Here is a 23,368-nt window from a genome sequence, read left to right on the forward strand (position 1 = left end):
CTTATGGCAGCCCGGTCTGACCGGACCACTCTTCTAGCTCTCATCATAAGCTATTCAGGAGACTAGATTCACCTTCTTGTTTCAGTTACTCAGGAGAATAGTCCAAGGGGAGAAGCCGTTTCGTACGCTATCCGTACGCATGATTTACGCTGTCCGTACGGTTCGTGGGGGAGGGTGTCGGTCAGGAGGTGTTTCATGTCCGAGTTGTTCGACGCGGTCGACGCGCTGGTCGCGTCCCGCGCTCCGCTGCCGTCGGCGGAGGAGCGCAAGCGGCTTCGCCAGGCCCACGGCCTGACGTTGGACGAAGTGGCCGCCGCGCTGAAGGTGCGCCGGGCGACGGTGTCCGGCTGGGAGTCGGTCAAGAAGACGACCGAGCCGCGCGGCCCCGAACGTGAGGCGTACGCGCGGCTGCTGAACAAGCTCGCGGAGCTCTACCCCGCGCCCGCCGCCGCCCCCGTTCCAGTGCCCGCCACGTTCACCGGCGAGCCGACCCCGGCGGAAGCGCGGACTCTATCCACAGGCCCAGCCTCCGAGGCTGCGGACATGACTGAACACGAGAGCACCCAGACCACCCCCGCCTCCGTTCCCGCCGCTGCTGAGCAGACCGAGCCGCGCCCGGCGCGCACCGCCAGGAGCACGTCGACGTCGCGCCATTCCGGCGCGAGGAAGGCGGCCCCGGCCGGAACTCCGGCGGGCGGCACCGACCCACGCTTCGAGAACGGGCCGCTCGCTGTCGTCGACGTCGACGCCGACGGCCAGGTGCTGGCGTACTGCACCGGGGGCCTGGTCCTGGACGTGCCCGCCAAGTCCATCCCGGCCCTGGTGGAGTGGACGCTCAAGGAGGCGAAGCTCGGGCAGCCGAAGCTGTCCGGTCCGGGCAAGGACGCAGACCCGCTGCTCGTACTCACCGAGGCCGCGTTGAAGCGCTACGGCCTCCCTGTCACGCTCACGGAGGAGGAGAAGCACGCCGGGCGGATCCCGGAGGGCCACAAGGTCATCAAGCAGCTGACCCGCGCGCAGTGGCAGCTGACCAAGAGGGGCTTCGGCCCGTGGGCGCGGATCTACCGTCCCGCCACCGGTTCGGAGCGGGCCTGCGTGCAGCTGTGCATCCCGTCGTGGAACGCGCTGGACACCCGGCACTGGGGTGCGGCCGGGCATCTGGCGCCGGCCGAACTCGCCCGGCTCCTGGGCGTGTACGCCTTGAGGGTGATGACGCCGCGCGGATCGACCGCCGTGACCGGCCTGGAGCTGATGACCGCCCTGCACCCGGCGACCCGGGCCTCCGAGCCGGACGCGACGGGTAAGCGGCACTCCGAGCACAACCCCGGCTCCCTGGGCAAGGACCCGGTCGACCCGGCGCCGTGCGAGGCCCCGGACGGGCACCCGCTACTCAAGGACCTGCCCCGGTTCCACGTGCGCGGCCCGGCGGAGAAGCTGTTCGAGGAGGCGTACGACTGGGCGCGGCCCATGACCGATGCCGAGTGCACCTTGCGCCACCTGGTCGGCATCGACGTCAACATGGCCTTCGCCGCCGGAGCGAACGGCCTGAACGTCGGCCTCGGAGCCCCGACGCACGTCACGAACCCGGTGTTCGACCCGAAGCTGCCCGGCAGCTGGCTGGTGGACCTGAGCCACGTCGACCTGTCAAAGGTGAAGGTCGGCAAGGAGTGGGTGGAGCTGGACGGCTCGCTGCTGCCCTCTCCGTTCACGCCGAAGGGCGAGCGGCCCGAAGGGCCGGCCTGGTACGCGACGCCGACCGTGGCGTACGCGGTGGAGCTGGGCTACGAGGTGCGCCCGCTGGAGGCGTGGGTGCGGCGGGAGAACGGCCGCTACCTGGACGGCTGGTACAACCGGCTGCGCGACGCCTACCTCGCCACGATGGCCGACCTCGGCGTCGACGCCGACCTCTCCCCGGAGGACTTCCTCGCGGCGATGGACGGATACAAGAGCCGCGACCCGGAGCTGGCCATCGTCGTCTCCGCGATCAAGGCCACGGTGAAGGGCGGCCTGGGCAAGCTGCGCGAGCGCCCGCGCGGGGAGGGCTGGCGGCCCGGCGAGCCGTGGCGCGCCCTGTCCCGCCCGGCCTGGCGGCCGGACATCCGCGCGGCGGTCATCTCCCGCACCCGGATCAACCTGCACCGCAAGATCGTCAAGCACGCGGCTTTCACCGGTCAGTACCCCATCGCGATCCTGTCCGACTGCGTCGTCTACGCCGCGAACGGACCGAGCCCGCTGGACTTCCTGCCCTACCGGGAGGGCAAGCCGCTGCCCGGCGGCTTCAAGCTCGGCATCAACCCCGGCCTGGTCAAGCACGAGGGCACCCAGAGCGTCCTGTGGGGCGAGGAAGTCCGCGAGCGGTTCAACGCCCCGGAACTCAACCTCGCCCGGTACATCAAGGACGGCACCGTCACCGACGTCGACAACGGAGAGTAGGAGTAGGCCACGATGAGCCTGTTCGGGGACGGCCTGGAGGCCGCGGTGCAGAAGGCGTTCACGCGCCCGGCACCTAAGAGCGCGGGCGCGCAGATGCGGTACCTGGTCAAGCAGCTCAAGGGCACCAAGGCGGTCGCCCAGATGCTGCGGGTCTCCCAACGCACTGTCGAGCGGTACGTGAAGGACCAGATCAAGAAGCCACGTCCGGACCTCGCCGCGCGCCTGGAGCGCGAGGTGAAGGCCCGGTGGCAGCCGCAGATCCGGGCCAAGGCCCGGCAGCAGGCGGCGACCACCGGCGGCATCGTCATCGACACCCGCGCCCGGATCGGCTACACCGCCCCGATCGGCTCCACCGACGAGGACCGCCTCCGCCACCTCACGGTGGCGCTGCCGCCCCACCACGCCGCCCGTCTCTTCGACGCCCAGGAGGCCGGCGCCACCGACCAGCAGCTGCAGGAGATCGCCGCCGAAGCGCTCAAGGAGGTGTACTTCCAGGACGGCGGCCGCCGCGCCGGACAGCTGGAGGAGGTCCGGTTCACGGACATCGAGCACCTCGAGTTCGACCTGTAGATCGCCCCGCAGCAAGGGCCCGAACCGCCTTCTGGGTTCGGGCCCTTGTCGCTGCTCCTGGCTTTGCCGAGCCGGTGGATCAGGGACTGTCAGAGCCCGCTCCTAGGATGCGGCCGTGGACCGAGACTGGATGCGACAGCAGCTTGAAGCGTTTGCCGACCTGGCCCTGCGCCACGAGCGCAGCACAAGGCCGGGCGACTACCTGGGGGATCCGACGCTCTACGAGCAGCTGCACCGCGCGGAGCCCACGGTCAAGCAGATCCTGCGGCTCCTGGACCCGCAGCTTGCCGAAAAGATCGACCTCGGTCAGATGGCAGGCGAGGCCATGGCCCGCAATGAGGTCCACCGGGGCCTGGGCATTCTGGCCGACATGGACGAATGGGCTGCCCGGCTCGTGCCTGATGCCCCAACGCTGCCCGCCGACCAGTTCCACCCGTGGGTGTGGGAGCCGGCCGCCCCGCTGTGGGGCGCAGAGGCCCGGCAGGACGCTGTCCTGGCTGCTGCCCGCACCGTGAACCGCCGACTCCAGCAGAAGCTGGGACGCCACGACATCGGCGAGACGGACTTGTGCATGCAGGCCTTCGACATGAAGGACCCCGTCGCAGGGAAACCACGCCTGCGGTTCGACGGCGACCGCAACACACCTACGTGGCGCGCCCGCCAGGAAGGCGCCAAGTACCTCGCGGCCGGCGCCTTCCTCGCCCTGCGGAACGTCGCCGCGCACGAGGATGAGGTGACCTGGACCGAACAGGAGGCGTTGGAGCACCTGGCGACCTTGAGCGTCCTCGCCCGCTGGATCGAGCAGTGCGCTGTGGAGCGCGCCGCCTAGACCCAGATCTCGTGCTCGTTGCGGTAGTGAGGCCACGGCCGCCCGGCCTGCCGTGCGGCGAGGACGTCCTTGATGCCCGCGACCCACGAGCCTGGTTGCAGGAGCTCAATCAGATACCGGTCCAGCTCGGATCGGCGCATCTGCAGCGTCCATCCCGGCGTCATCGTCAGACCGCCAGGAAGGGTTACGGACCGCAGCTGTTCCTGTTGGTGGATCTCCATGATGACCTCGCCCTGCTGGAGGTCCGCATTGCCCGGCGGGCGGACCCATCGTGCGTCCAGGCCGGCGGCCTGTAGCAGGCGGGTCAGTACGGGACCGGAGGTCTCCACAGTCGCCACGGCGTAGTCCCCGATCAGCCGGGCGCAGGCCACCGGATGCAGTGGATAGTTCGCCCAGGGCACCCGCAGCGGGTCGCGTGCCGTGCTGTCGAGGCTGGTGGCGTGGACGTTGTGGTCCTCGCGGCCGGCCGCGATTCCCGCCCGTTGCAGGGCGCTGTCGGCGGCGTGCTGAAGACGCTCGTTGAACTGCTTGGAAGACATGCCTTGCTGGGCGCATGCGTACTGGTCGACGACGAACAGGGCCCGGCTGCCGGGCACCGGCGTGGCGTAGATGCCGTCGGTTGCGGCCCTCTCCAGGGCGTCGCGCAGCACGTCCAGGTGTGTGCGCAGCGGCAGGTCCAGGTCGTAGAGGAGTTCGGAGGCGTTGTCCCCTGGAAGCGGGCCGCCGTCCAGCACAGCCGCGCGGGCCTGGTTGATCCGCCGTAGCTGCGCGCTCCTGCTGTTCTTCGGGTTGGTCTTGATCTCTTCCGTGCGGGGCGGGTTCACACCGTCCCATACCGTCATGTCGCCGATGCGCAGGCAGTTGGTCAGGTCGTGCAGGAGCGCGAAAGCACCGTCCTCCTTGCAGGCCCTCTCCAGGTGTTCGAGTTCTGCTGCCAGCCCCGCTTTGCCGTACATCGGGCCGGGCGACTGGTTGCGGCACAGAGCGAGGATGAACGGGCGGTGGAAGCCGAAGACGCGCCAGGCCAGCGCGTCACCGACCGAGCGCAACTGGCGGGCCAGCCGCTCGCACACGTCGTGCTCGAAACGCCAGGTCGCGATGTCGGCGGGGTCGCGGCCTGACTGGAGCTCCGGGGCCCCCGGGTGGGGCCGCTTGCCGTTGCGCATCCGGGTGACGGCACGCTTGAACTCCCAGCGGTCCTTCTCCACCTCCAGCAGGCGCGTGAGCAAGTCCCGTTGAAAATCGGCCCCGGCCTCCACCGTCTCGCAGGCGCGGAGCTGTTGGATGAGCTGGACCAGGACCGGCTGCATCGCCTGGTGGCGAGGGTGCATCACCATGTCGTCGGGGCTGTAGGAGTCGGCGTGGAACAGGCTCATCGTGCAAGTGTGGCGATCACTGGGTTCCGCTGCTGTCGTTTTCCGAGCCGCCGAAGCCATGTTCGAAACCCTTGAGTACGGGCCGTGATGCGGCGCCTCGAGTTCGCGGGCCGAAGTTTTCCCGTACGGGCAGCTCAGTGTCCCGGCCCGCGCGGGCCACGGGTGCCTCGTCTCGTCCGGATCCTGCGATGGCTGCGCATCGTCGGATGCGTGATCTGCTGAGTGATCTGCGGCGTCTGGCCAATCGATTGCCCGAGTGGGAGGTAAATCGGATGATCGGCCAGTTGAAGAAGGCGACCAGCGAGGCCGGGGAGCATGTGACGGCGTTGCAGCGTGAAGAGGTGGACTCGTGGGTGGGGGCGACGCATGCTCTGCACCCTGCTGTCTCGGGGCGCGGTGCGAACGGTAGTCCGGCGCGGGCTGCTCATCGTCGCTTTCTTGCGGCGCTTCGGCATCTCCGTCGTTTGCCTGATCGGCCGCTCACGCCTGAGACACGTCGGTTGGTTGAGTTGCTGGAGAAGGACCTCGGTGAGGCCGGGAGCGAGGTGACCCCAACGCAGCGGCGCCGGGCCGAGGCGTGGATCACGCGTCTAAACGTGCCGCAGTCCCGCCCTGCCCCTGACCGGCCCGGGGATGGCGGCGAGCGCAGCCGGAAGCACTCTCGAGCCACTCTGGAGCGGTCTGCTGGGCAGGATCGGATGCGTGGTGGGGAAGGGGAGCGGCTAGCCGAGGCGAAGGTGGTCGAGGTTGCTGCTGCGGTTCGCGGCGCGTTGAAGAAGGCCGCTCGCGAGCGCTCCACGACGTCCTGGTCACAGCTGCGTCGTCAGCTTGGCTCGGCCCTGCCGTCTTTGCATGCGCACGATCAGCTGGAAGTTTCTGGTCGAAGTCGACGCCAGGACCCCCTCGGGCGAGCCTCTCCTGATGGCACTGCTGGCGGCTACCGACTCGGGTGCGCCTGCTCTGTATGAGCGGGTTGCGAACCGGTTGGGCCGAGACGTGCCCGAAGACGCGAAGGACGCCCGTTCACGGTGGCAGACCGATGTCCTCCTTCTCCATCAGCTTTACCGCTATCAGTGACGTAGTGACCTTGCCTCGGAGCAGTTGTTTGGCTGGCACCGCTGCCTGTGGGATGTGGCTGGCCCCAAGCAGATCTGGGGTCTCTGCTTCTCCGCGGAGTCCTCGCGGGCCAATGAATCGCACTCCTGCGTCTCGCCCGAGGTGCGGAAGGAACGGATGTCGCCGTGCCAAGGGTCATCGGCTCCTTGCTGTGCAGTGCTTAGTGCTCTCATCAGCGACTACGCACAGTTGACCGATGAACTCGCGGTAACTGTCAGGGGTGTCGTAGTCCTTGGTCGGTGGTCCGTCGACCCACTGCTGCCAGAGGCCGTCTGACGCGAGGAACCGGGTCGCATGGCTGGCGCCGAGCAACAAGAGCGCACCGAGGGCGGCTGCCTGGTCGTAGTCGAGGTCGGGGCGCGATAGGTAGCGGTCGAGGTAAGCGACCAAGAGGTCGGCGTCAGCAAGGGTGCCGAAGGTGGCGAGAGCGACGCAGTATGCCTCCCCCGCGAAGGGTACTTCGCTGGCGAGCAGCAGGTCGCCGAGGCGTTCGCGGAACTCGATTCGGCCGGCAACGGCGATGAGCCAGGCTGCCGTCGTGCGTTCGCGCCATCCTCCGGTGAGCAGGATTCCCAGTTCCCGGGAGCGGATGTCACCGGCAGCCTTTCCCAACTTCCGCGTGAACTTGGCGCGCTCGCGCCCACTCATCCCGAGAAGGCTGCCACCGAGTTTGAGGTACCGTCGGCCGGGCGTGACGTAGTGGCGGGTCAACTTGAGCAACTCGGACCTTTCGTCAGCGTGGCGCATGACGGCATCCTGTCGTGGAACGAGGCTGTTCAACCATCGGTCTGGCCCGTCGGAGGACTCAGCCGGTCGTCCCGTCGTGGGATTCGCCGAGGTCATCGAGACGGTAAGGGGACTTCAAACCCGGGCCAGAGATGCCGGAAAGTGAGAGCGCCCCGTTCCATTAGCCCCGTTCACGGACATTCACGGGCGACCCTCACGCCGGCACACGACGTACGGGTCGTCCGTCCTTGAACGCAGGTGGGCCCCCTGCATACCGCCTCGTGCCCCACCAACACGGCTAGAAATCATGCGCCGCCCGCGACCTGCGGAAGAAGCGGTGCACGGTCGGCGCTGGCAGGTCGTTCCGTGGTCGAAGGTGTGGGCGCGGCCGTCCTTGTCTCTGGGATGCTGCGTCAGTGGCTGATCGTCAGGCTTAGGTCTGTTGGGGGGATGGATGCGGCGGGGAGGATTACTGCGCATGGCGGCCTGCGCTGGCCTGATGGGAGTAGCAGTCACCGCGACGGGGTGCACAGGCCGTTCGCACGATCCATCGGCTACCGATATGTCACCCAGTGCGCGGACCTACCTGTCGCAGGCGCTGAACATCATGGAAAAGCACTCTCTCCTTCGCCACAAGGTTGACTGGTCGGACTTGCGGAGCAGGGCGTACTCGCAGGCGCGTGGCGCGCAGAAGACGGCGGACACGTACGGGGCGATCGCCTCGGCCCTGAATTCGCTGGGCGACGGGCACAGTGTTTTCTGGGAGCCGGATGTGGCCAAGGAGCGTTACGGAGCATCCGCGGTCGGCCTCGATGGCTTGGAAGGCCGTTCCCTGAGGAACGGCGTGGGCTACATTTCCCTGCCTGGTGTGCAAGGGTCCCAAGAGGCGTACGACCAGTACGTGCGCCAGGGCCGAGATGCCGTGGCGAAGGCCGGCGCGGCCGAAGCCTGCGGCTGGGTAGTGGACCTGCGCTCGAGCGTGGGGGGCAACATGTGGCCGTTGCTGGCCGTCGTAGGCCCGATTCTGGGCGATGGCAAGGTCGGCGCGTTCGTGGATGCCAACGGCGAGGAGTCGGTTTGGTCGATCAGGCACGGCAGCCCCCACGTAGACGGCGAGTTGGTCGGCTGGGGCGATAACCAACCGCTTGCCGGCAGAACTCGACCGGTTGCGGTTCTGACCAGCAGGCAAACTGCCAGTGCGGGTGAAGGTGTCGCGGTGGCCTTCCGGGGACGTCCTGACACCAGGTCTTTCGGTGAGCAGACCAACGGCGTCCCCACTGGAAACAAGCCGTACCGCCTGTCCGACGGAGCTGTGCTGGTCCTCACGGAAGTCAAGGACGCGGACCGAACGGGCCGTGCGTACGACGCGCCGATGCCTCCAGACACGGAGATTGCCAACAATTCACGCCCAGCAGCACGCAACCGGGACGACGTCCTGAAAGCAGCACAGAGTTGGCTCCGCAGGCAGGCCGCCTGTCGTCGACCTTGAAATGCACCGCCTCCTTCCTTGTCCAGCTGGAGCAGCTCACACCAGGTCAAGTTCGCCGGTGGCAACCGGCACGACCGCACCCAGTTGCTGCCACTGCTCGACGCGGTCCCGCCGATCCGGGGGCTGCGAGGGCGGCCTCGCCGCGAGCCGCGGCACCCTGGGCCGGGAGCTACGAGCTGAGGGGTGCCTTGCACGTCTCAGCAGTAGCCTCGCAATTTGCTTACGGGCGATGTGCGGCCGACCAATGCCAACTACGCGGCGGCGAGTTGGAGGAGTTCCGCAACGCCTTGGATACGGGCGTAGGGCTGGAAGCGGGGGAGCAGGTCGTCAACGAGGCGGACGCAGCGAGGCGCTCCGATGCGGCGGGCCAGGAGAAGGGAATGAGTGGCGGCGGCCGCGGCGGGTTCGGGTTCCTTCAGATCGAGGTAGCTCGCGGCGCGGTAGGCGAGGAACACGCCCTTCGTCTTGTCCCGGGCAGGCGGTAGTAGGCGTTCGCCTTCGCTGATGAGCCGGTGGGCGGGGCCGATGTCGCCAAGGTCGAGGAGGGCCTGGCCGGAGTCGACGGCGAGGTCGGCTTCGGATACCCAGGCGCACCAGGCGGGTCGGTCGGCGCCGGCGTCGTTGAGGTGTTGCTCGGCCGCAGTGAGGGCGCGCAGTACGGCGCGGCGTTCGCTCTGGTCACCCCGTGCGGCCAGGATCCGGGCGAGGCGCAACTGGAGCAGGCAGCGGGCGGCGGGGTTCTGGGCGCGGGACAAGGCGTGGTCCAAGATGTTGGCTGCGGTGGTGTAGTCGCGGCGCCAGGCGGCTTGGTAAGCGAGGTCGCCGAGGAGGCCAGCGCCCATGTCGTGGTCGCCTGCAGCGTGGGCGTTGTGCAGACCAGCGATCCATTTCTGGCTGGCGTGGGTGTGGCGGCGCAGGTCGAATGCGTGCCAGGCAACGGTCTGGGAGAGGAAGGCCGCCAGGGTGTGCAGGCGCAGCCCGAGGGCGGTGGTGTAGCGACCGTTCTTGAGCAGTTCGCTCACCGTGACGAGGTGGGCGTTCAGGAGCGTCGGGGTGTGTTGCCGCTGCTCGGTGGACAGTCCAGCGAGGTGGTGGGTGGAGTCTTCCAGAAAGGCGACGAAGTCCTCGCTGATCGGCTTGCCGTCCTGGGCCTGGACGCGCGCGTCGTGGAGGCCGTTGGCTCGGGCCCCTACCAGGGTGGAGACGGCGGTGCCGGTGATGGTCAGGAAGTCTCGGCGTTCCATTGCTGTTCGCAGGGCCTCTCTCAGCGCGAGTACGCACCTGTTCGGTGCGAGTGGGACCACGCCGTCGGTGGTGAGCGGCAGCCAGTTCGGCCAGTCTCCGCTTCGGACGATGGCTTGGGCAATGGCGCCCGTCTGGCCAGGCCTGGCCAGACGGCCGGGTCGCCTACGGGGTAGGACTCGACCTCGGCCAAGGCCCACTCCGGCTAGGAGTCGTAGGCCCAGGATCGGCCGGTCTGCTGGTACTGCTCGACCGGAAACGGCTCGACGCCGGGCTGCATCCGGCTCAGGTACAACATCCCGTTGGTGTGGTCGATCGCCGGCGGTAGAGGTTCCAGTTGTACGGCACGAGCGACAGCTTGTTCGACGAGAGCGACCCGGCCCGCTGCGCCCGGTACACCGCCAGCGGTTCCAGCAGCCGCCCGCGCGGGACCCCCATCCCGCATGATCGACAACCAGAGCGCGTAGTCCTGCCGCTTCGGCATGTCCGGCATCAGCCTTGTCTCGACCACCCTGCGGTCGTACTTGGCGGTCAGGGCGCCGATGTAGTCCTGGACCAGCATCGCGCGGTAGTCCACACGCTCCGGCACCCACACCACACGCCCGTTCGGGACGAAGTCGGCGGCCTCGCCCGCGTACAGGGCGCGGCCCAGTAATGCACCCCACGGAAGAGCAGGCGAACGTGAACCGACAACTGCCCGCCCACCTGGTCGGCGGGCGGGCAGATTGGTGAACCCAACTGCTCAGTGCGCGCGTACTGAAGCGCCGTAGCCGTCATTCTGGCGAAGCACCGTCACCGCTGCGGCAGGTGCCGGCCACGCTTGGATGAGGTACCACTCGGTCACCTCATCGGGAGCAAGGTCGACTGCGGTGTCCCGGCCGCGGGCGTGAATACGCAGCCGGTAGTCGCCGGGGCCAGTGAAGGACAGGACGGGAAGTTCCTCGCCCAGGTCGTCCATCAGGCCGCGGACCATGAGATCACCCGACGCGGAATGCGCTGAGATCTCCACGATCTCCTGCCAGTCTCCGATGTCCGGCGGCGGTTCGGCCTCATGGAGCGTGACAGTGACGTCCACGTCGCCGGTGTGGATGCCGGTCATGACGATGGTGACGCCGTCGGTGACCTGCACGACCCCGTTGTGCCCGCGGTCCAGGTCGGGGCCGGTCGGCCCGTCCTCGTCACTGATGTTGAACTGGTGGTACTGGACCGGGACAGGCCCGCTGCCCCGTTTGACCTCGTCGCTCATCTCGCAGTCCTCATGCCGATGGGTGTGGCTCTACTTGATCCACACCAGGAACCGGTCCTTCTCGATGATGCGGTTGTACAGGTAGAAGTTGCCCAGAGCCCGGCCGCCACCCTCGTTCTGCCCTGCCTCGATCATGCGCCGGCTGTAGCTGCCGCCGGTCTTGGCCCCCTGCCAGGTCGAGGCGAAGGGGTACTCGTCGCATTGCTTTCCTGTCGGCCGCGGCAGGCTCGAAGGGCACGATGTGTCCCGGTTTTCCTTGATCTTGGTCTTGTTCGTCAGGCGGGTGAGGTAGCGGGTGGTGCCGTGCTTGCCCGGCAGGTTCTGGGTGTTCTGTGCGTCCTCGATGTGCTTGGCAAGCTGTGGATACTCGCCGGCCTTCGCGTAGACCATCTCCGGTATGTACGGCATCACGCAACCGGGCTTCGACGTGCCCGGAAGCGCGTTGTCACACCGCACAGGAGGCGTAGGCAGGGAAATCTCGTTGCTCGGAGTAGCCCCGGCCTTGGTGAACACCCAGGCCGCCGAAGCCTGGCCATCCCCCTTCTGGCCCTTGGGCGAGGTCTTGATCGTCGTTTGCAGGAAGAACTGTCCGACGGCGTCCTTGTTCTGGCCCATCGCCTGGGAAGGAAAGGTGCTCTTGGTCACCTTGCATTTGCCCGAGCACTTCACCGTGCCGGACGCGCTCATGCCCTTGGCGGTCCCCGTGCTAGAGACCTCCATCAGCTCCACCTGATACGCCCAGTTCGGAACGTCCCGTCCGCTGTAGGCGTAGGCACGCACCAGATAGTGCAGGGTGCCCGTCACCGCGCCGGTACGCGGGTTGATGACACTCGCGGTGGCGGAGAAGACGCCGCACGCCTTGAACCGGTTGACGTACCACTTGCCGCTGACTCCGTGGTCATCGCACCACGTCGGGGTGGGCCAGGCGGAAACGGAGGCGCGTAGCGGGGCCGGACTCGGCGTGCTGTCCCACGTCGCACAGGTGACCGGTTCCTCACTTCCGTCGCGCCTGGCGATCAGAAGCCGTGCTCGGCACGTAATGGAGGGGCTTTGAGCACCTGCCAGCGGGTCTGGATTCTCGATGCCTTCTTCCTGGGAGCCATCATCTCCTGGTGTAGCCCCCATGACGAACGGGGCCTCGTCTTGTGTCTCCGGCACCGGCTTGGAGATCTCGTCGTCAAGCTCCTGCGACGACTCGTCCAGGTCTTCCGGCGGCGGCACATCGTCTTCCGCGGCGGATGCAGCCAGACTGACGGCCTGCCCCGGTATCTCTGATGCGGCAGCGGGATCCTCGGACGCGTGAGAAGCGTCGAGACAGCTCCCGAGTAGACCAAGCGTGACCGCGCTGGCGGCCAGCAGCTTCTTCAATCTCAAGTTATATCCCCTGTTTTCGGTCAGAACAGCATGGACACCCGTTTTGTCGTGCCCATGCCGGGTCAATCCGATCAAAACACAGACGATGCACAGCCCACTTGGAATGCAAGCGAGCGTTTCCCGCCACTCTCGGGCGCTGTCGGGGTCTGCGCACCCGCAGGAGGCCGCTTACCTGTTGTCCAAAGTTCCATTGACTCTCGGATGCAACATCCATTTATGCCCCCCACGCGAGATGTTGACGCGCTGGCAGATGGTCAGGCCGTGCAGTGACTGGGGCGCCGGATGTATACGCCAGAGTGCGGCACCCACAGGAGGTCGGGCCGTCACCCGAAACTGAGTAACAGCAGGCTGGTTGCGAAGCGATCGAGCCCTGGCCTGAAAGACCGCCACCGGCAACGTCCTGTGGAGGGATTCCTTGATCGAAGGCCAGGTCGGCATCAGCTCGAACGGCGGCGTAGGTTCGGTGGACGGCGGAGGCGACTCAGCACGCGGCCGCGTGGGTTCGCTGGGTGGCACCACGTCATCGTTGGGCTTCGAGCAACTCGAGGGCCAAGCCGGGGCGCGGTGGGAGGCGGTGGGTTCGCGGCGACGGGGCTGGGCTACGGTGCCGCGTATGCGCACCGAGGACGCCGTCATCCGACCCCTGCTCCGGATCCGGGACGTGGCGGCGCGTGGAGCCCTGTACGGGCTGGCCGCCGTGCCCCTGCTCGGGGTGGTCTCCCTGTTCGTCGGCGACCACCACGACCGGACGACGTTCCTCGGCGTCGTCGGATTGTTCGCCGCTTTCACAGCTGTGGTGGGGATCCTCATCGGGCTCTTCTTCTGGTGGGCCTGCGGTGGAGACATCCGGCGCTGTCGCGACTGGCACACGGTCACGGGCCAGGCGGGGCCGGTGACCGTCGCGGCCCCGGTCCTCCTGCGGATCGGGGTGCTGGCCCTGGTGCTGTTCCCCGGCGCCTTCGGCCTACATCACCTGGTGGACAGCGCCGCATACGACAGCTGGCTCTACGGCTACTGAGCCACCCGCGTTGCAGCGCGGAACGACGCTTCCACGAAGGCGGCCGACGACTCCCGCGCCCGCGCGGATAGCTACGCCGAACAGGACGATGCCGACCAACACCCCGTGCGCACTCGCCGCATCTCCCCTTGCCCACAGCTCGTATCAAGACACCTCAGGGGGCCGGCCATGGCTGACCTCCGCAGAGCTAGCTCCAGGCCTCGGGCCCGCCGCCGCGCCACTCGATCAGCCCGGACCGAACCACCTCCATCTCGTCGACCTCCTGGAGCCTGCCTCCTGCGTGCATCGGGCTACGTCCTGCACGGAGAACGCGCGGCCGACGATCGCGCCGTCGATGCGCACCCGCCGGCCACCGGATCGAAGCCGCCCGTTCAAGGCTGAAGGACGACGTGCATGAGTGGGAGCCGCGACCGGGCGGCTGGCAGACCCTGCAGTTGGAGCAGGGCGTCTGGGAAGACGAGTACCCGTTCACCTTGGTCGAATGGTCCGGTGCGCCGGCCTGTGTCGCCGATGTTTCCGACAGCAGCCTCGCCCTCGTGACCGGCCTGGACACCAACGGGCGCCGCTGGCAGGCATGGCACAACCTGGACAACGCCGCGGCCCTCCTCGTTGAGGAACCCGAGGACGTGGATGACGTGAGCCTGTGGACAGCTACCCCGGAGTTCGAAGAGCCGTCGGACAAGGGTGCAGAGCTCGATGCCGGAGTTGCCGACCGACGCCGAAGGCGCTCTCATGTGGGCTTCAGCAGCCAGTGTCCAGGCCACGGCGCAGCAGCCTCGGATCGAGGAACTGCTGCGCGCGCGAAAGACCTTCGTGGAGGAGCTGTTCGACGCGCTGCTGGACGGACAGGGCTTCCCTGAAGCTGCCCACTCCGCACCATAGCCATAGGAAACGACGTCTAAACGGCACGGACAGTTGGCGAGAAGGCACTGGCTGGGCCGGGCGGGCCACCGCGATAGCGGCCAGGAATGGGCGGCCGCTCCAGGCCCATGCTCGGCTCGGTGCCAGCGTCGCCAGTCGTGCTGAAGTGGAGTCGCTGATGAGGGCGGGGCGAGGGTACTGCTGAGTTGTTGGATGGCTCGAGCAGTCCCGCCACAGGGCTGGTTCCCTCGCACGCATCGGTGATCAAGCGGAGGGGCGGATGAAGGTGGAAGCGATTGGGGTATCCCTCCCCTGAAGCGTGTTGGGCGCTGTCAGTCGGGGGGGGGCGATGCTGTGGGCGGGGACCTGGGAAGCGGGCAGCGATCTCCCGACATCGTTGGATTCGGCGCATTGAATGTTGACTACATCGCCAGTGCCTCGCGGTTATCGACGCGGATGGCTGAGCAAGTCTCGGAGTCGACAGCCCGGTTCGAATGGAACACCGAGGGCCCGGTCGACGAAGTGACGATCAGGAAGGCCATCGAGCGTCTGGGAGCGTCGTCTCTTGACGCCTCGCTGGGTGGGTCGGCGTGGTTGACGATGTTCACGCTGGCGCAGATGCGTCTCGGTCTGCGTCTCGGCTACGTCGGTGTCCTTGGGCGGATTGAGACGGCAGGGCTGTCCTTTGTACGGCAGATGGACCTTCTTGGCATTGACCGGCGCTGGGTGGCCCGCTATTCGCACCGGTTGTGTGGCATCTGTCTGTCCTACCTTGAGGACGTCGAACGGGTGATGCTCACGCATCCTGGCGCGAACTACCTAATGGCCGAGCACTTACAGAGGCATGGCGACCAGATCGCGCAGTACCTGGCCCGGGCGCGGCTGGTGCACGTCACATCCTTCCTGGACCCGGTGACGCCGCAGTTGATGCTCAGCGTGCTGCGCCAGGCGCGAAGGCTGAACCCGGCCCTGCGGATCAGCTTTGACCCTGGGTATGACTGGGCTGCGCACCGTACCGAGGCCATTGACGGCATCCTCGCCGAGAGTGAGCTGCTGTTCGTCAATCACCGCGAGTTCAAAGTACTGGGTTCCTACGCGCCCGGTGAGACGGACGAGGTTCTTTCGCACAGAGTGCTGGCTCGCTGCGCCGTGGGTTGCACGCTGTTCGTCACCAAGCGGTACGACGCGGTCGAAGTTTTCCGATCCACCGGTGGTGAGGTTCTTCGCCAGCGGTTTCAGCTACGGAGGCCGCTGCGGGAGACCGACCTGGAAGACGCTACAGGAGCCGGGGACGTGTTCTCCGCGTCTGTGCTGGCGGCGCTGGCCTCTGGGCGGCTGCAGGTGGAGCTGGGTTCTTTCCTTGGGCTCAGCTTGGCGCGTCATCGGGTGGCGCATCAGCATCTTCCGGCCAGAGCAGTACCTGCCCTTGGTCCGGATGGGTTCCTGCAGTCCGGTGAGACACCGGTCAGCCCTCCGAGTCAGCCGCGTGCGGTGCTGCTGACCCACGACGGAGGAAGTCAATGGGAGGCTCTCCACCGCTTTCTCCAGGAGGACTGCCGCCTGGTGGTGCACTCGCTGGGTACGGTCGCGCAGGGTGGCGTCGACCCCATCGCGCTGCATGAGCAAGTGGTCCGCTGCGGCTTTGCGGTATGTGTGCTGTCGGCCGGCCGACTCATGGAGGGTGGGCAGCGCCGCGCGAACGAGGAGGTTGTTCACCGAGTCGGCATGTTCCAGGGGTACTACGGCTTCGGACGGGTGGCGATCCTGGCCGAGGAGGGCTGCGAGCCCTGGTCCAACAACGCTGGCCTGATCCGAATGGATTTCACACCTGGCCGCATAGACAGCGTCTTTGTGGACCTGGAGAGAATGCTGGCCCGAGAGGGATTCCTGGGACCAGGGAGGCGACGGAGTGACCGGTAAGCAGAATGGTGTGCCTGCGGCGGCCTCGCGGGGCGGTTTTGCCCTCGACGTGGTCGGTACCTCGACTACCTCTCCTACTCAGACACCGCGACCGGCGCACAGGATGATTGGGTACCGCTGAGTGCCAGGATCGCCGAGCTGATCGATGACGGCCGCCCAGCACCTGAGTGGGGCACCGAAGCCGCCGTCGATGAGGCCACCGTGTACGCGGCCCTGGAAGCGGCCAACCCTTCGGCACTGCAGACCTCCCTCGGAGGATCGGCCTACAACGCCATCTACGCCCTCTCACAGATGCACCTCGATCTGCGCCTGGGGTACGTCGGCGTGGCGGGCCGCGTTCCCGGACCGGGCCTGTCCGCTGTCCAGCAGTTCGAGACCCTCGGGATCGACCACTCCTTTGTCTTCCGTGACGACGATCATCTGTGCGGCGTCTGTTTCGCCTTCACCGAAAACGGCGAACGCACCCTCCTCACCCACGCGGGTGCCAACGCCGCCATGGCCGACCACATCGACTCAGCCTTCGACGAGCTGGTCGCCTACCTCGCCACCGCGCGAGTCATCCACGTCACCTCCTTCCTGGACGACCGCACGCCCAGCCGGCTCCTTGCCGTCCTAGAAGCTGTCAAACAGGCCAGCCCCGCTACCCTGATCAGCTTCGATCCAGGTCACGTGTGGAGCCACCAGCCCACGCCAGAGATCGAGGTCATGGTGGCTTTGTCAGACTTTCTCTTGCTCAATCATCGAGAGTTCCACGAACTCGGCCGCTGCACTGAGCAGGACACCGATGAGGCTGTGGCATCGCGCCTGTTGGACCGGCTCGCCAACGACCGCGGTGTCGTCATTGTCAAACGCCGCAGCGGCATCCACGCTTGGCGGCGGGAGGAATCCAAGATCCTCGACGATTTCTACCCACAGGTGGTTCTCGCCGACGACGAGATCGAGGACGCCACCGGTGCCGGCGACGTCTTCGCCGCTGGCCTCCTCGCCGTGCTGACCGCTGACCGTCTGCAGATTGAACTCGGCTCCCTGCTCGGCATGACCCTGGCCAGGCACAAGCTCCGCTACGTCGGCAGCCACGGCCACGGCCAACTCGCTGGCGTCGCCCAAAATTTCATCCGCACATTGGACGCCGCCCGCCGCACTGCGTCACAGCCTGCGGGTGTGTTTGTTGCCCACGGCCGCAGCCCTCAATGGCTGGCGGTGAAAGCCTTCGTGGAACAGCGCTTCGGCGTACCGGTGTACTCCTTCGAGTCGCATTCCTGGGGCAGCCGGCCGGTCACCGAAGCGCTGACGGAGTACCTGAACAGGTGCAGCTTCGCGGTGTGTGTGCTGACAGCTGAGGACATCACCGGAGACGGGCACCTGGTAGCACGCCAGAACGTCATCCACGAGGTCGGCCTGTTCCAGGGGCACCGTGGCATGGACCGGGTGCTGGTACTGGTCGAAGAAGGCTGCGAGTCCGTGCCGGCCGCCGCCACGTACTCGCACGTGTTTCCGCGGAACGCGATCCACCAGGCCTTCTGGCCCTTGGACCGCGCGCTGCAAAGTCACGGCTTCGAGCACGTGTGAGGAGCGGGCGGAGCATGCGACTCTATACAGCGTCTACAACCAGGAGCTTGCGCTAGACGACCGCTTACGGGCAGTCGAAGTCCTGGTGAGAGCTGGTTAGTCCCCGAGAAGCACGAGTTCCCGCTCTCGCTCGTGCCGGCCGCCCCCCTCCGGGGGGCGCTGCTGCCATCGGTGTCTCCTCGTACAGCGCCCCTCGTCTTGGGCTGAGGATCATTCTTGCCCGGCCAGGTGACTGCCGAACATCGCGTTCGGATTCCGGAACCGAGCGCGGGTGTCAGGTGCCAGATCTGAGAGCACCAGGAGGCCACACCACGTCGACGGTCAGTCCAGCCGCGCGGGCTGCAGCGACGGTGTCTGCTGTGCCGCCACCGCGCCCCGTGGGGGCGCTGCCGTCCCAGATGGCCATCAGACGGTCCGCACCCTGCAGCAGTTCACGGTTGGCCGCTTCGTAGGCCGCGCGCCCCGCGTGTTCGTACGGCATGACCACCACTTCAGCGGCGGCCTCCCGCAGAACGTCGAAGTTGGCAAGGTCCGCAGGCTGGACCACCGCTTCCCGATAGTCCAGTGACGGAATGATCGCCGAGAGTCGGCCGCCGAGAGCAAGCACCTCCTCTGCGAAGAGGGTGTCGGCGCCGCGGGCCAGGCACGAGCGCCCGACGAGCGTGTCCAGAGGCAGGGCTGTCAGCAGGTCACGAAGGGCTGCGCGCACGGGCCCGACTGCCTCGTCGGCCAGGTCCATGTGACCGGTGACGGCGATCGTCGCCACGTCATTACCCCTTCCCGGCCCCTACGATTGCGCCACCACCCTATCCCCCGCAGGTAGCGTCTTGAGCAGGGCAGTTCGGAGCATCCGCGCACGTCACAGCGCGAGGGCAGAGAATCCCAGAACATAGGCCACGGCGAAGAGAAAGGGGATCCAGCGCTCCACACGGTTGAGCGGCAGATAGACACGCCAGTCCCGTCCCTCGCCGAGAGCGCGCCACTCGGCGACCACGAAGGCGCGGGCAGGTAAGCGTTCCTCGAGCGCCCCGATCACCTCGAACTTGCCCCGGTTCAACTGCTGGTAGGAGCGAACGGTGAACCACCAGGTGGCGCACATGCCTAGCAGGACCAGGAGTGCCGCGAGGCCCAGTACAACCGGGACCCTGCGGTGATTCTCCTGCGAGAGCCACGCACCAAGGAAGACGAGAAGGCTGCTGTGGAGGGTCAGGAAGAAGGTGTTGGCGAGATTACGACGGGCACTGACCCGGTCGGCCATCTCCACGCACAGTTTGTACTGCTCGAAGATCGCAGTGTGATAGGAAGCAGTGGAGTCACGGTAGTCATGAGCTTCAATGTCGCCGTTCCACAACGAGTCACTGATTCCGGCCATTGTCGTACGCCCCCCGGTAGTCGTCACCCTCGTCTCCCTTCCAGCAAGATACGTGCGGTGACGGCGTCGAGGAGAGCCTTGGTGTTGCTGGCCATGACGTTGGTGACGCCCCACGTCGATGTTGACCTTCGAGTTGGTTGAAGCTCAATGATGGCGAGGTGCCAAATTCTGAGCTGATGCCCATCGGAGTCTTTGCCCAGCGCAGTGGTCTGACCTCCAGCGCGTTGCGGTTCTACGCCGACTCCGGGCTGCTGCCCCCTGCCGAAGTAGACCCGGTCTCGGGCTACCGCTACTACGGCGCTGACCAGGTGGCGCGGGCCACCGCGCTGCGTCAGCTTCGTGAGATCGCCATGCCCCTCGCTGAGGTAGAGGCGGTTCTCGACGCCGGGACCGACGAGGCGGCACTGCTGGTTGACCAGCATGTTGCCAAGATCGTCGGGGATGCGGCGGTTGCACGGCAGAAGGCTGCTGTCATCAAGTCCGCGATCGGCGGCGACATGCCCGGTCTGCTGATCGCCACGTTGAAGGGGCCCGTGCTGGCGGATGCGGTCGATCAGGTCTTGACCACGACCGCGTACGAGCCGGGGATGGCGGTGCTTGCTGGCTTGCACATCGAGGCGAGTCATGAGGCGATCATCCTGACGGCAACCGACCGCTACCGGCTCTCCACCCGGACCCTGGTGCCCGCACGGCCGGCGGAGCAGACGTGGGTCGGCACGGTCGACGGCGACGACCTGCGGGTCGCGGTCTCCGAGATCCGACACAGTGCGCTGGTCCGCATCGAAGCGGTACCGCACGGGATCCGGCTGCGCATGGCCGAGCGGGAGGACCGGCACTGCCGGTTGCTGTCCGAGGAGTTCCCCGATCACCGGCTGATGCTCGCGTCCCTGGGTGAGGTCACCACCCGCGCAACGGTCTCGAAGGAGTTGCTGCTGCGCGCCCTGGAAGAACACCCCGGCGAACGCGTCGCGCTGCACATCTCCAGCCACGGAGTGAACGTCCGGCCTCCGAACGACGAACACCCCGGCATCCCGTTCCCCGCCAGCGTGACAGGCGAGGCCCTCCAGATCCAGTTCGAGATGACCACGCTCTATCCCGCAGTAAGCACGGCCATCGGCCCTGACGTGATGCTCGACCTAAGGGGACACGACCGGCCCGTCACGATCCGCTCCGCCGACCGCGGCGATCTCACCACCCTGGCCATGCCCGTCAAGATCGACCGCTCATCCTGAGAACGACAACGAGGAACACTTCATGCCTACCGCACCCGCCAGCTCCGACCCGACCATGGAAGCCATCGGCCAAGCCGTCACCGAAGGCCGAACGGGCAATACTCTTTCTGCCCGCCGCAAGCTCCTGAACCTGTGGTCGGCGATCGGCGCCACCGGCGACCCGCTGCACCGTTGCTCACTCGCCCACTACCTGGCGGACCTCTACGAAGACCCCGCCCAAGCCCTCGCCTGGGACGTCCGGGCCCTGGACGCTGCCGACGCCGTGACCGAGCAGCGCGTCCAGGAGCACCACGCCAGCCTCCACATCGCCGGGTTCTACCCCTCCCTCCACCTCAACCTGGCCGACAACTACCGCCGACTCGGGTCCTTCGATGCAGCCACCGAGCACATCAACGCGGCCAAAGAGCACGCCCCCAACCTCCCACAGGACGCATACGGTGCCCTCCTGCGCACCGCCCTCGACGAGGTGGCAGAGGCCATCGCCCGGCGGGACACCACCAAGCGACCCTCCGCACCTGGTCACACTGCATGACGCACCGGAACGCGCCCCTCACCGTCGAGGGGCGCCGTCGACTGGTCGAGCGTTGCCGGACGAGGCCGATTGCGCACGTCGCAGCCGAGATGGGGGTGTCCCGCGCGTGCGCATCGAAGTGGGTCAATCGCTATCGGAGCAACGGCGAACTCGGGCTGTAGGACCGCTCGTCCTCGCCGCACCACCAGCCGACCACGACACCGCCCGAGGTCCTCGTACTCGTAGAAGAGCTGCGCCGGACCCACAAGTGGTCCGCTGCCAGGATCGCCTTCGAGCTGGCCCAGTCCGGGACGCCCATCAGTCGAAGGACCGTGAACAGGCACTTGGCTGAGATCGGCATCAACCGACGCCGGTTCATCGACCCCAATGGTGAATCCAACCGACAGCCGCGGAAAATCCATGCCCGACGGCCCGGCCACATGATCCACCTCGATGTGAAGAAGGTAGGCCGCATCCCCGACGGCGGCGGCTGGCGTGCACACAGACGCGGCAGCGACCAGGCCAAAGCCGTCAACCGGAGAAAGAAGGCTGAGCGCGGCGGCTACGTCTATCTGCACCGGCCATAGACGGGTACAGCCGTCTCGCCTACACCGAAGCACTGCCTGACGAGAAGGCCACCACCGCGATCGCCTTCCTCCACCGTGCCCGCGTCTGGCTGGCCGCACACGGGACCACCCGCATCGAACGGATCGTGACAGACAACGGCGCCTGCTATCGGGCCGAGATCTTCACCCGGGCCCTCCTCGGCGCCAGGCACCAGCGCATCGCGCCCTACACCCCTCGCCACAACGGCAAAGTCGAGCGATACAACCGCATCCTGGCCGAAGAGTTCCTCTATGCCCGGACGTGGACGTCGGAAGCCCAACGTGCCCACCTCCTGGGCCGCTGGATCGTCCACTACAACTACCACCGCCCGCACACCGCGCTCGGAGACCAACCACCCGCAGCACGACTACCAGGCGGCGTCACCAACGTCATGACCTCCTACACTTAGGCACCGTTTCCTTTGGTGCCGGTGATGGCTTGAGTCCTCTGCCAGCGTTCGGGGCCAACCAGGGAGGGCAAGGCTCCCCGCCTGGCGGCGGCTCAGGTAATCGCAGCCGCGAGCGCATCGGGCACAGGGAGCGGTTGAGGGCCGCATCCCGTCCTGGAACGCTGCAGACGCGCGGGAGTGAGACGACAAAGACAACCCAAAGATCCCGTCCATGCCGGACCTCGCCCGGTACCTGGGCAGGTACGCACAGCTGGTGACGACGCCGCGCGGCACCGCGTCGACCACCGGCCTCGAGCTGATGACCGCGCTGCGCCCGCCGACCCGTGCCAGAAGAACGAGACCACCGGGGAGTTCGAGTGTGCGTTCAATACGGACGCGCTCACCGCGGTGTACGACGTCGCGGAGTGCGAGGTCCCGGACGAGCGCCCGATCCTGAAGGGCAAGTTCGAGCACCACCACCTGCGGACCCCGGCAGAGATGCTGATGGAGGAGCCGTACGACTGGTGCCGGCCGCTGACCGACACCGAGTGTATGCAGCCGTACCTGGTCGCCGTCGACATCAACATGTCGTTCGCGGCGGCCGCCAACGGCCTCACCGTCGGCCTGGACGGCCCTACCCATCTGAAGAACTACCCGGCGTTCGACCCGGAGCTGCCCGGCTCGTGGCTGGTCGACCTCTCCCATGTCGACCTCTCCCGCGTGCAGATCAACGGGCGCACCGTCGACGCCGACCGGCTCCCCTCGCCCTTCACCCCGAAGGGCGACCGCCCGACCGGACCGGCCTGGTACGCGACGCCGACTCTGGCCTACGTGGTGGAGCTCGGCTTCGAGGCCGCTCCAATCGAGGCGTACGTGCGTCTGCAGACCGGCCGCTACCTGGACCCCTGGTACACCCTGCTGCGCGACGCGTACGTCGCGACGATGGCCGACCTCGGGGTCACCACCGGCATGGGCGGACGCGAGTTCCTCGAGGCGATGGCCCGCTCCAAGAGCGTCGACCCGACGATGGCGCTGCTCGCGAAGGCGATCAAGGCGACCGCGAAGGGCGGCATCGGCAAGCTACGGCAGCCCACCGGGGCCAGGTGCCGTACTACGAGCCGTGGCCCGCACTGAAAAGGGAGACGTGGCGCCCGGACATCCGGGCCGCCGTGCTCGCGAACCAGCGGATCGGCATCCACCGGAAGCTGATGAAGACCGCCGCCGCGGCCGACCTCTACCCCGTCGCGATCGGCACCGACGCCGTCGTCTACCCCTCCCCGGGCCCGTCCCCGCTGGACATCCTGCCGTACACCGACGATGGCAAGCCCGCCCCGGGCACCTTCCGGCTCGGAGCCTCGCCCGGGATGGTCAAGCACCAGGGCACCCAGACCGTGCTGTGGGCGGAAGCCCAGTTCGAGGAGGCCCGCGCCGTGTTCAACGCCGCCAACCTCATCAAGAACGACCCGACCGCCGGAGAAGGGGAGTAGCCG

At 67.2% G+C, this 23,368-nt stretch carries 20 protein-coding genes and 3 pseudogenes; 15 read left to right on the plus strand and 8 right to left on the minus strand.

Annotated elements, in window-relative coordinates; genetic code table 11:
* The first annotated feature begins 195 nt into the window (after positions 1 to 195).
* The 3 genes from ABZ016_RS13485 to ABZ016_RS13495 all read left to right on the plus strand — a co-directional run bounded on the left by ABZ016_RS13485 (position 196) and on the right by ABZ016_RS13495 (position 3,832).
* On the plus strand, positions 196 to 2,433 hold the full coding sequence (locus tag ABZ016_RS13485) for a helix-turn-helix transcriptional regulator (RefSeq protein WP_356916721.1): 2,238 nt from the start codon (positions 196 to 198) through the stop codon (positions 2,431 to 2,433).
* Positions 2,434 to 2,445: 12 nt separating this feature from the next.
* A complete protein-coding gene (locus tag ABZ016_RS13490; protein ID WP_356916722.1) occupies positions 2,446 to 3,003 on the plus strand; it encodes an XRE family transcriptional regulator in 558 nt (185 codons plus the stop codon).
* Positions 3,004 to 3,118: 115 nt separating this feature from the next.
* A complete protein-coding gene (locus tag ABZ016_RS13495; protein WP_356916723.1) occupies positions 3,119 to 3,832 on the plus strand; it encodes a TIGR02391 family protein in 714 nt (237 codons plus the stop codon).
* On the opposite strand, the gene ABZ016_RS13500 is transcribed toward ABZ016_RS13495, so the two are convergent.
* A complete protein-coding gene (locus ABZ016_RS13500) occupies positions 3,829 to 5,208 on the minus strand; it encodes a hypothetical protein (RefSeq protein WP_356916724.1) in 1,380 nt (459 codons plus the stop codon). The genes ABZ016_RS13495 and ABZ016_RS13500 overlap by 4 nt on opposite strands.
* Before the next feature lie 852 nt (positions 5,209 to 6,060).
* Between ABZ016_RS13500 and ABZ016_RS13505 the strand changes: the two genes are divergently transcribed.
* On the plus strand, positions 6,061 to 6,285 hold the full coding sequence (locus ABZ016_RS13505; protein WP_356916725.1) for a hypothetical protein: 225 nt from the start codon (positions 6,061 to 6,063) through the stop codon (positions 6,283 to 6,285).
* A 174-nt stretch (positions 6,286 to 6,459) separates the two neighbouring features.
* Here ABZ016_RS13505 and ABZ016_RS13510 read toward each other — a convergent pair whose 3' ends face one another.
* Positions 6,460 to 7,071, minus strand: coding sequence for a DUF6000 family protein (locus ABZ016_RS13510; RefSeq protein WP_356916726.1), 612 nt, complete (start codon positions 7,069 to 7,071; stop codon positions 6,460 to 6,462).
* Between the two features lie 541 nt (positions 7,072 to 7,612).
* Here ABZ016_RS13510 and ABZ016_RS13515 point away from each other — a divergent pair.
* The gene (locus ABZ016_RS13515) at positions 7,613 to 8,539 is read left to right on the plus strand and encodes a S41 family peptidase (protein ID WP_356916727.1); all 927 of its coding nucleotides are present in this window, start codon (positions 7,613 to 7,615) and stop codon (positions 8,537 to 8,539) included.
* A gap of 57 nt (positions 8,540 to 8,596) precedes the next feature.
* Positions 8,597 to 8,692: pseudogene (locus ABZ016_RS13520) on the plus strand (IS5/IS1182 family transposase); the annotation flags it as partial.
* A 98-nt stretch (positions 8,693 to 8,790) separates the two neighbouring features.
* On the opposite strand, the gene ABZ016_RS13525 reads toward ABZ016_RS13520, so the two are convergent.
* The 4 genes and pseudogenes from ABZ016_RS13525 to ABZ016_RS13540 all read right to left on the minus strand — a co-directional run bounded on the left by ABZ016_RS13525 (position 8,791) and on the right by ABZ016_RS13540 (position 12,395).
* Complete coding sequence (locus tag ABZ016_RS13525; RefSeq protein WP_356916728.1) at positions 8,791 to 9,783, minus strand: XRE family transcriptional regulator; 993 nt, start codon at positions 9,781 to 9,783, stop codon at positions 8,791 to 8,793.
* Positions 9,784 to 10,102: 319 nt separating this feature from the next.
* Positions 10,103 to 10,424 (minus strand): annotated as a pseudogene (locus tag ABZ016_RS13530) (glycosyltransferase family 2 protein); the annotation flags it as partial.
* 99 nt (positions 10,425 to 10,523) lie between these two features.
* Entirely contained in the window at positions 10,524 to 11,027 is a 504-nt protein-coding gene (locus ABZ016_RS13535; protein WP_356916729.1) for a hypothetical protein, read from the minus strand.
* 30 nt (positions 11,028 to 11,057) lie between these two features.
* A complete protein-coding gene (locus ABZ016_RS13540; RefSeq protein ID WP_356916730.1) occupies positions 11,058 to 12,395 on the minus strand; it encodes a NucA/NucB deoxyribonuclease domain-containing protein in 1,338 nt (445 codons plus the stop codon).
* 619 nt (positions 12,396 to 13,014) lie between these two features.
* On the opposite strand from ABZ016_RS13540, the gene ABZ016_RS13545 reads away from it, so the two are divergent.
* From ABZ016_RS13545 to ABZ016_RS13560, 4 genes are all read left to right on the plus strand, one after another.
* Positions 13,015 to 13,419 (plus strand): DUF6336 family protein, encoded by a 405-nt coding sequence (locus ABZ016_RS13545; RefSeq protein WP_356916731.1) that lies wholly within the window; start codon positions 13,015 to 13,017, stop codon positions 13,417 to 13,419.
* Between the two features lie 732 nt (positions 13,420 to 14,151).
* Positions 14,152 to 14,301: a hypothetical protein gene (locus ABZ016_RS13550; protein ID WP_356916732.1), complete on the plus strand. Its 150-nt coding sequence runs from the start codon at positions 14,152 to 14,154 to the stop codon at positions 14,299 to 14,301.
* A 333-nt stretch (positions 14,302 to 14,634) separates the two neighbouring features.
* Positions 14,635 to 16,200, plus strand: a complete 1,566-nt coding sequence (locus tag ABZ016_RS13555) for a PfkB family carbohydrate kinase (protein WP_356916733.1) — start codon at positions 14,635 to 14,637, stop codon at positions 16,198 to 16,200.
* 201 nt (positions 16,201 to 16,401) lie between these two features.
* Entirely contained in the window at positions 16,402 to 17,769 is a 1,368-nt protein-coding gene (locus tag ABZ016_RS13560) for a PfkB family carbohydrate kinase (protein ID WP_356916734.1), read from the plus strand.
* Between the two features lie 274 nt (positions 17,770 to 18,043).
* On the opposite strand, the gene ABZ016_RS13565 is transcribed toward ABZ016_RS13560, so the two are convergent.
* Together ABZ016_RS13565 and ABZ016_RS13570 are read right to left on the minus strand one after the other, a co-directional pair.
* Complete coding sequence (locus tag ABZ016_RS13565) at positions 18,044 to 18,535, minus strand: hypothetical protein (protein ID WP_356916735.1); 492 nt, start codon at positions 18,533 to 18,535, stop codon at positions 18,044 to 18,046.
* Between the two features lie 93 nt (positions 18,536 to 18,628).
* The gene (locus ABZ016_RS13570) at positions 18,629 to 19,141 is read right to left on the minus strand and encodes a hypothetical protein (protein ID WP_356916736.1); all 513 of its coding nucleotides are present in this window, start codon (positions 19,139 to 19,141) and stop codon (positions 18,629 to 18,631) included.
* 158 nt (positions 19,142 to 19,299) lie between these two features.
* Here ABZ016_RS13570 and ABZ016_RS13575 point away from each other — a divergent pair, with 158 nt between their 5' ends.
* The 5 genes and pseudogenes from ABZ016_RS13575 (at position 19,300) to ABZ016_RS13595 (ending at position 23,365) form a co-directional block, all read left to right on the plus strand.
* Positions 19,300 to 20,373 (plus strand): MerR family transcriptional regulator, encoded by a 1,074-nt coding sequence (locus tag ABZ016_RS13575; RefSeq protein WP_356916832.1) that lies wholly within the window; start codon positions 19,300 to 19,302, stop codon positions 20,371 to 20,373.
* Positions 20,374 to 20,395: 22 nt separating this feature from the next.
* Complete coding sequence (locus ABZ016_RS13580; protein ID WP_356916737.1) at positions 20,396 to 20,905, plus strand: hypothetical protein; 510 nt, start codon at positions 20,396 to 20,398, stop codon at positions 20,903 to 20,905.
* Positions 20,902 to 21,899 (plus strand): annotated as a pseudogene (locus tag ABZ016_RS13585) (IS481 family transposase). The gene ABZ016_RS13580 and the pseudogene ABZ016_RS13585 overlap by 4 nt, the downstream one beginning before the upstream one ends.
* Positions 21,900 to 22,286: 387 nt before the next feature.
* Positions 22,287 to 23,012: a hypothetical protein gene (locus tag ABZ016_RS13590; protein WP_356916738.1), complete on the plus strand. Its 726-nt coding sequence runs from the start codon at positions 22,287 to 22,289 to the stop codon at positions 23,010 to 23,012.
* Positions 22,982 to 23,365: a hypothetical protein gene (locus tag ABZ016_RS13595; protein WP_356916739.1), complete on the plus strand. Its 384-nt coding sequence runs from the start codon at positions 22,982 to 22,984 to the stop codon at positions 23,363 to 23,365. Before ABZ016_RS13590 ends, ABZ016_RS13595 begins: the two co-directional genes overlap by 31 nt.
* Positions 23,366 to 23,368: the final 3 nt, after the last annotated feature.

The organism is Streptomyces sp. NPDC006372 (assembly GCF_040612515.1).
In the GTDB taxonomy this organism is placed as follows: domain Bacteria; phylum Actinomycetota; class Actinomycetes; order Streptomycetales; family Streptomycetaceae; genus Streptomyces.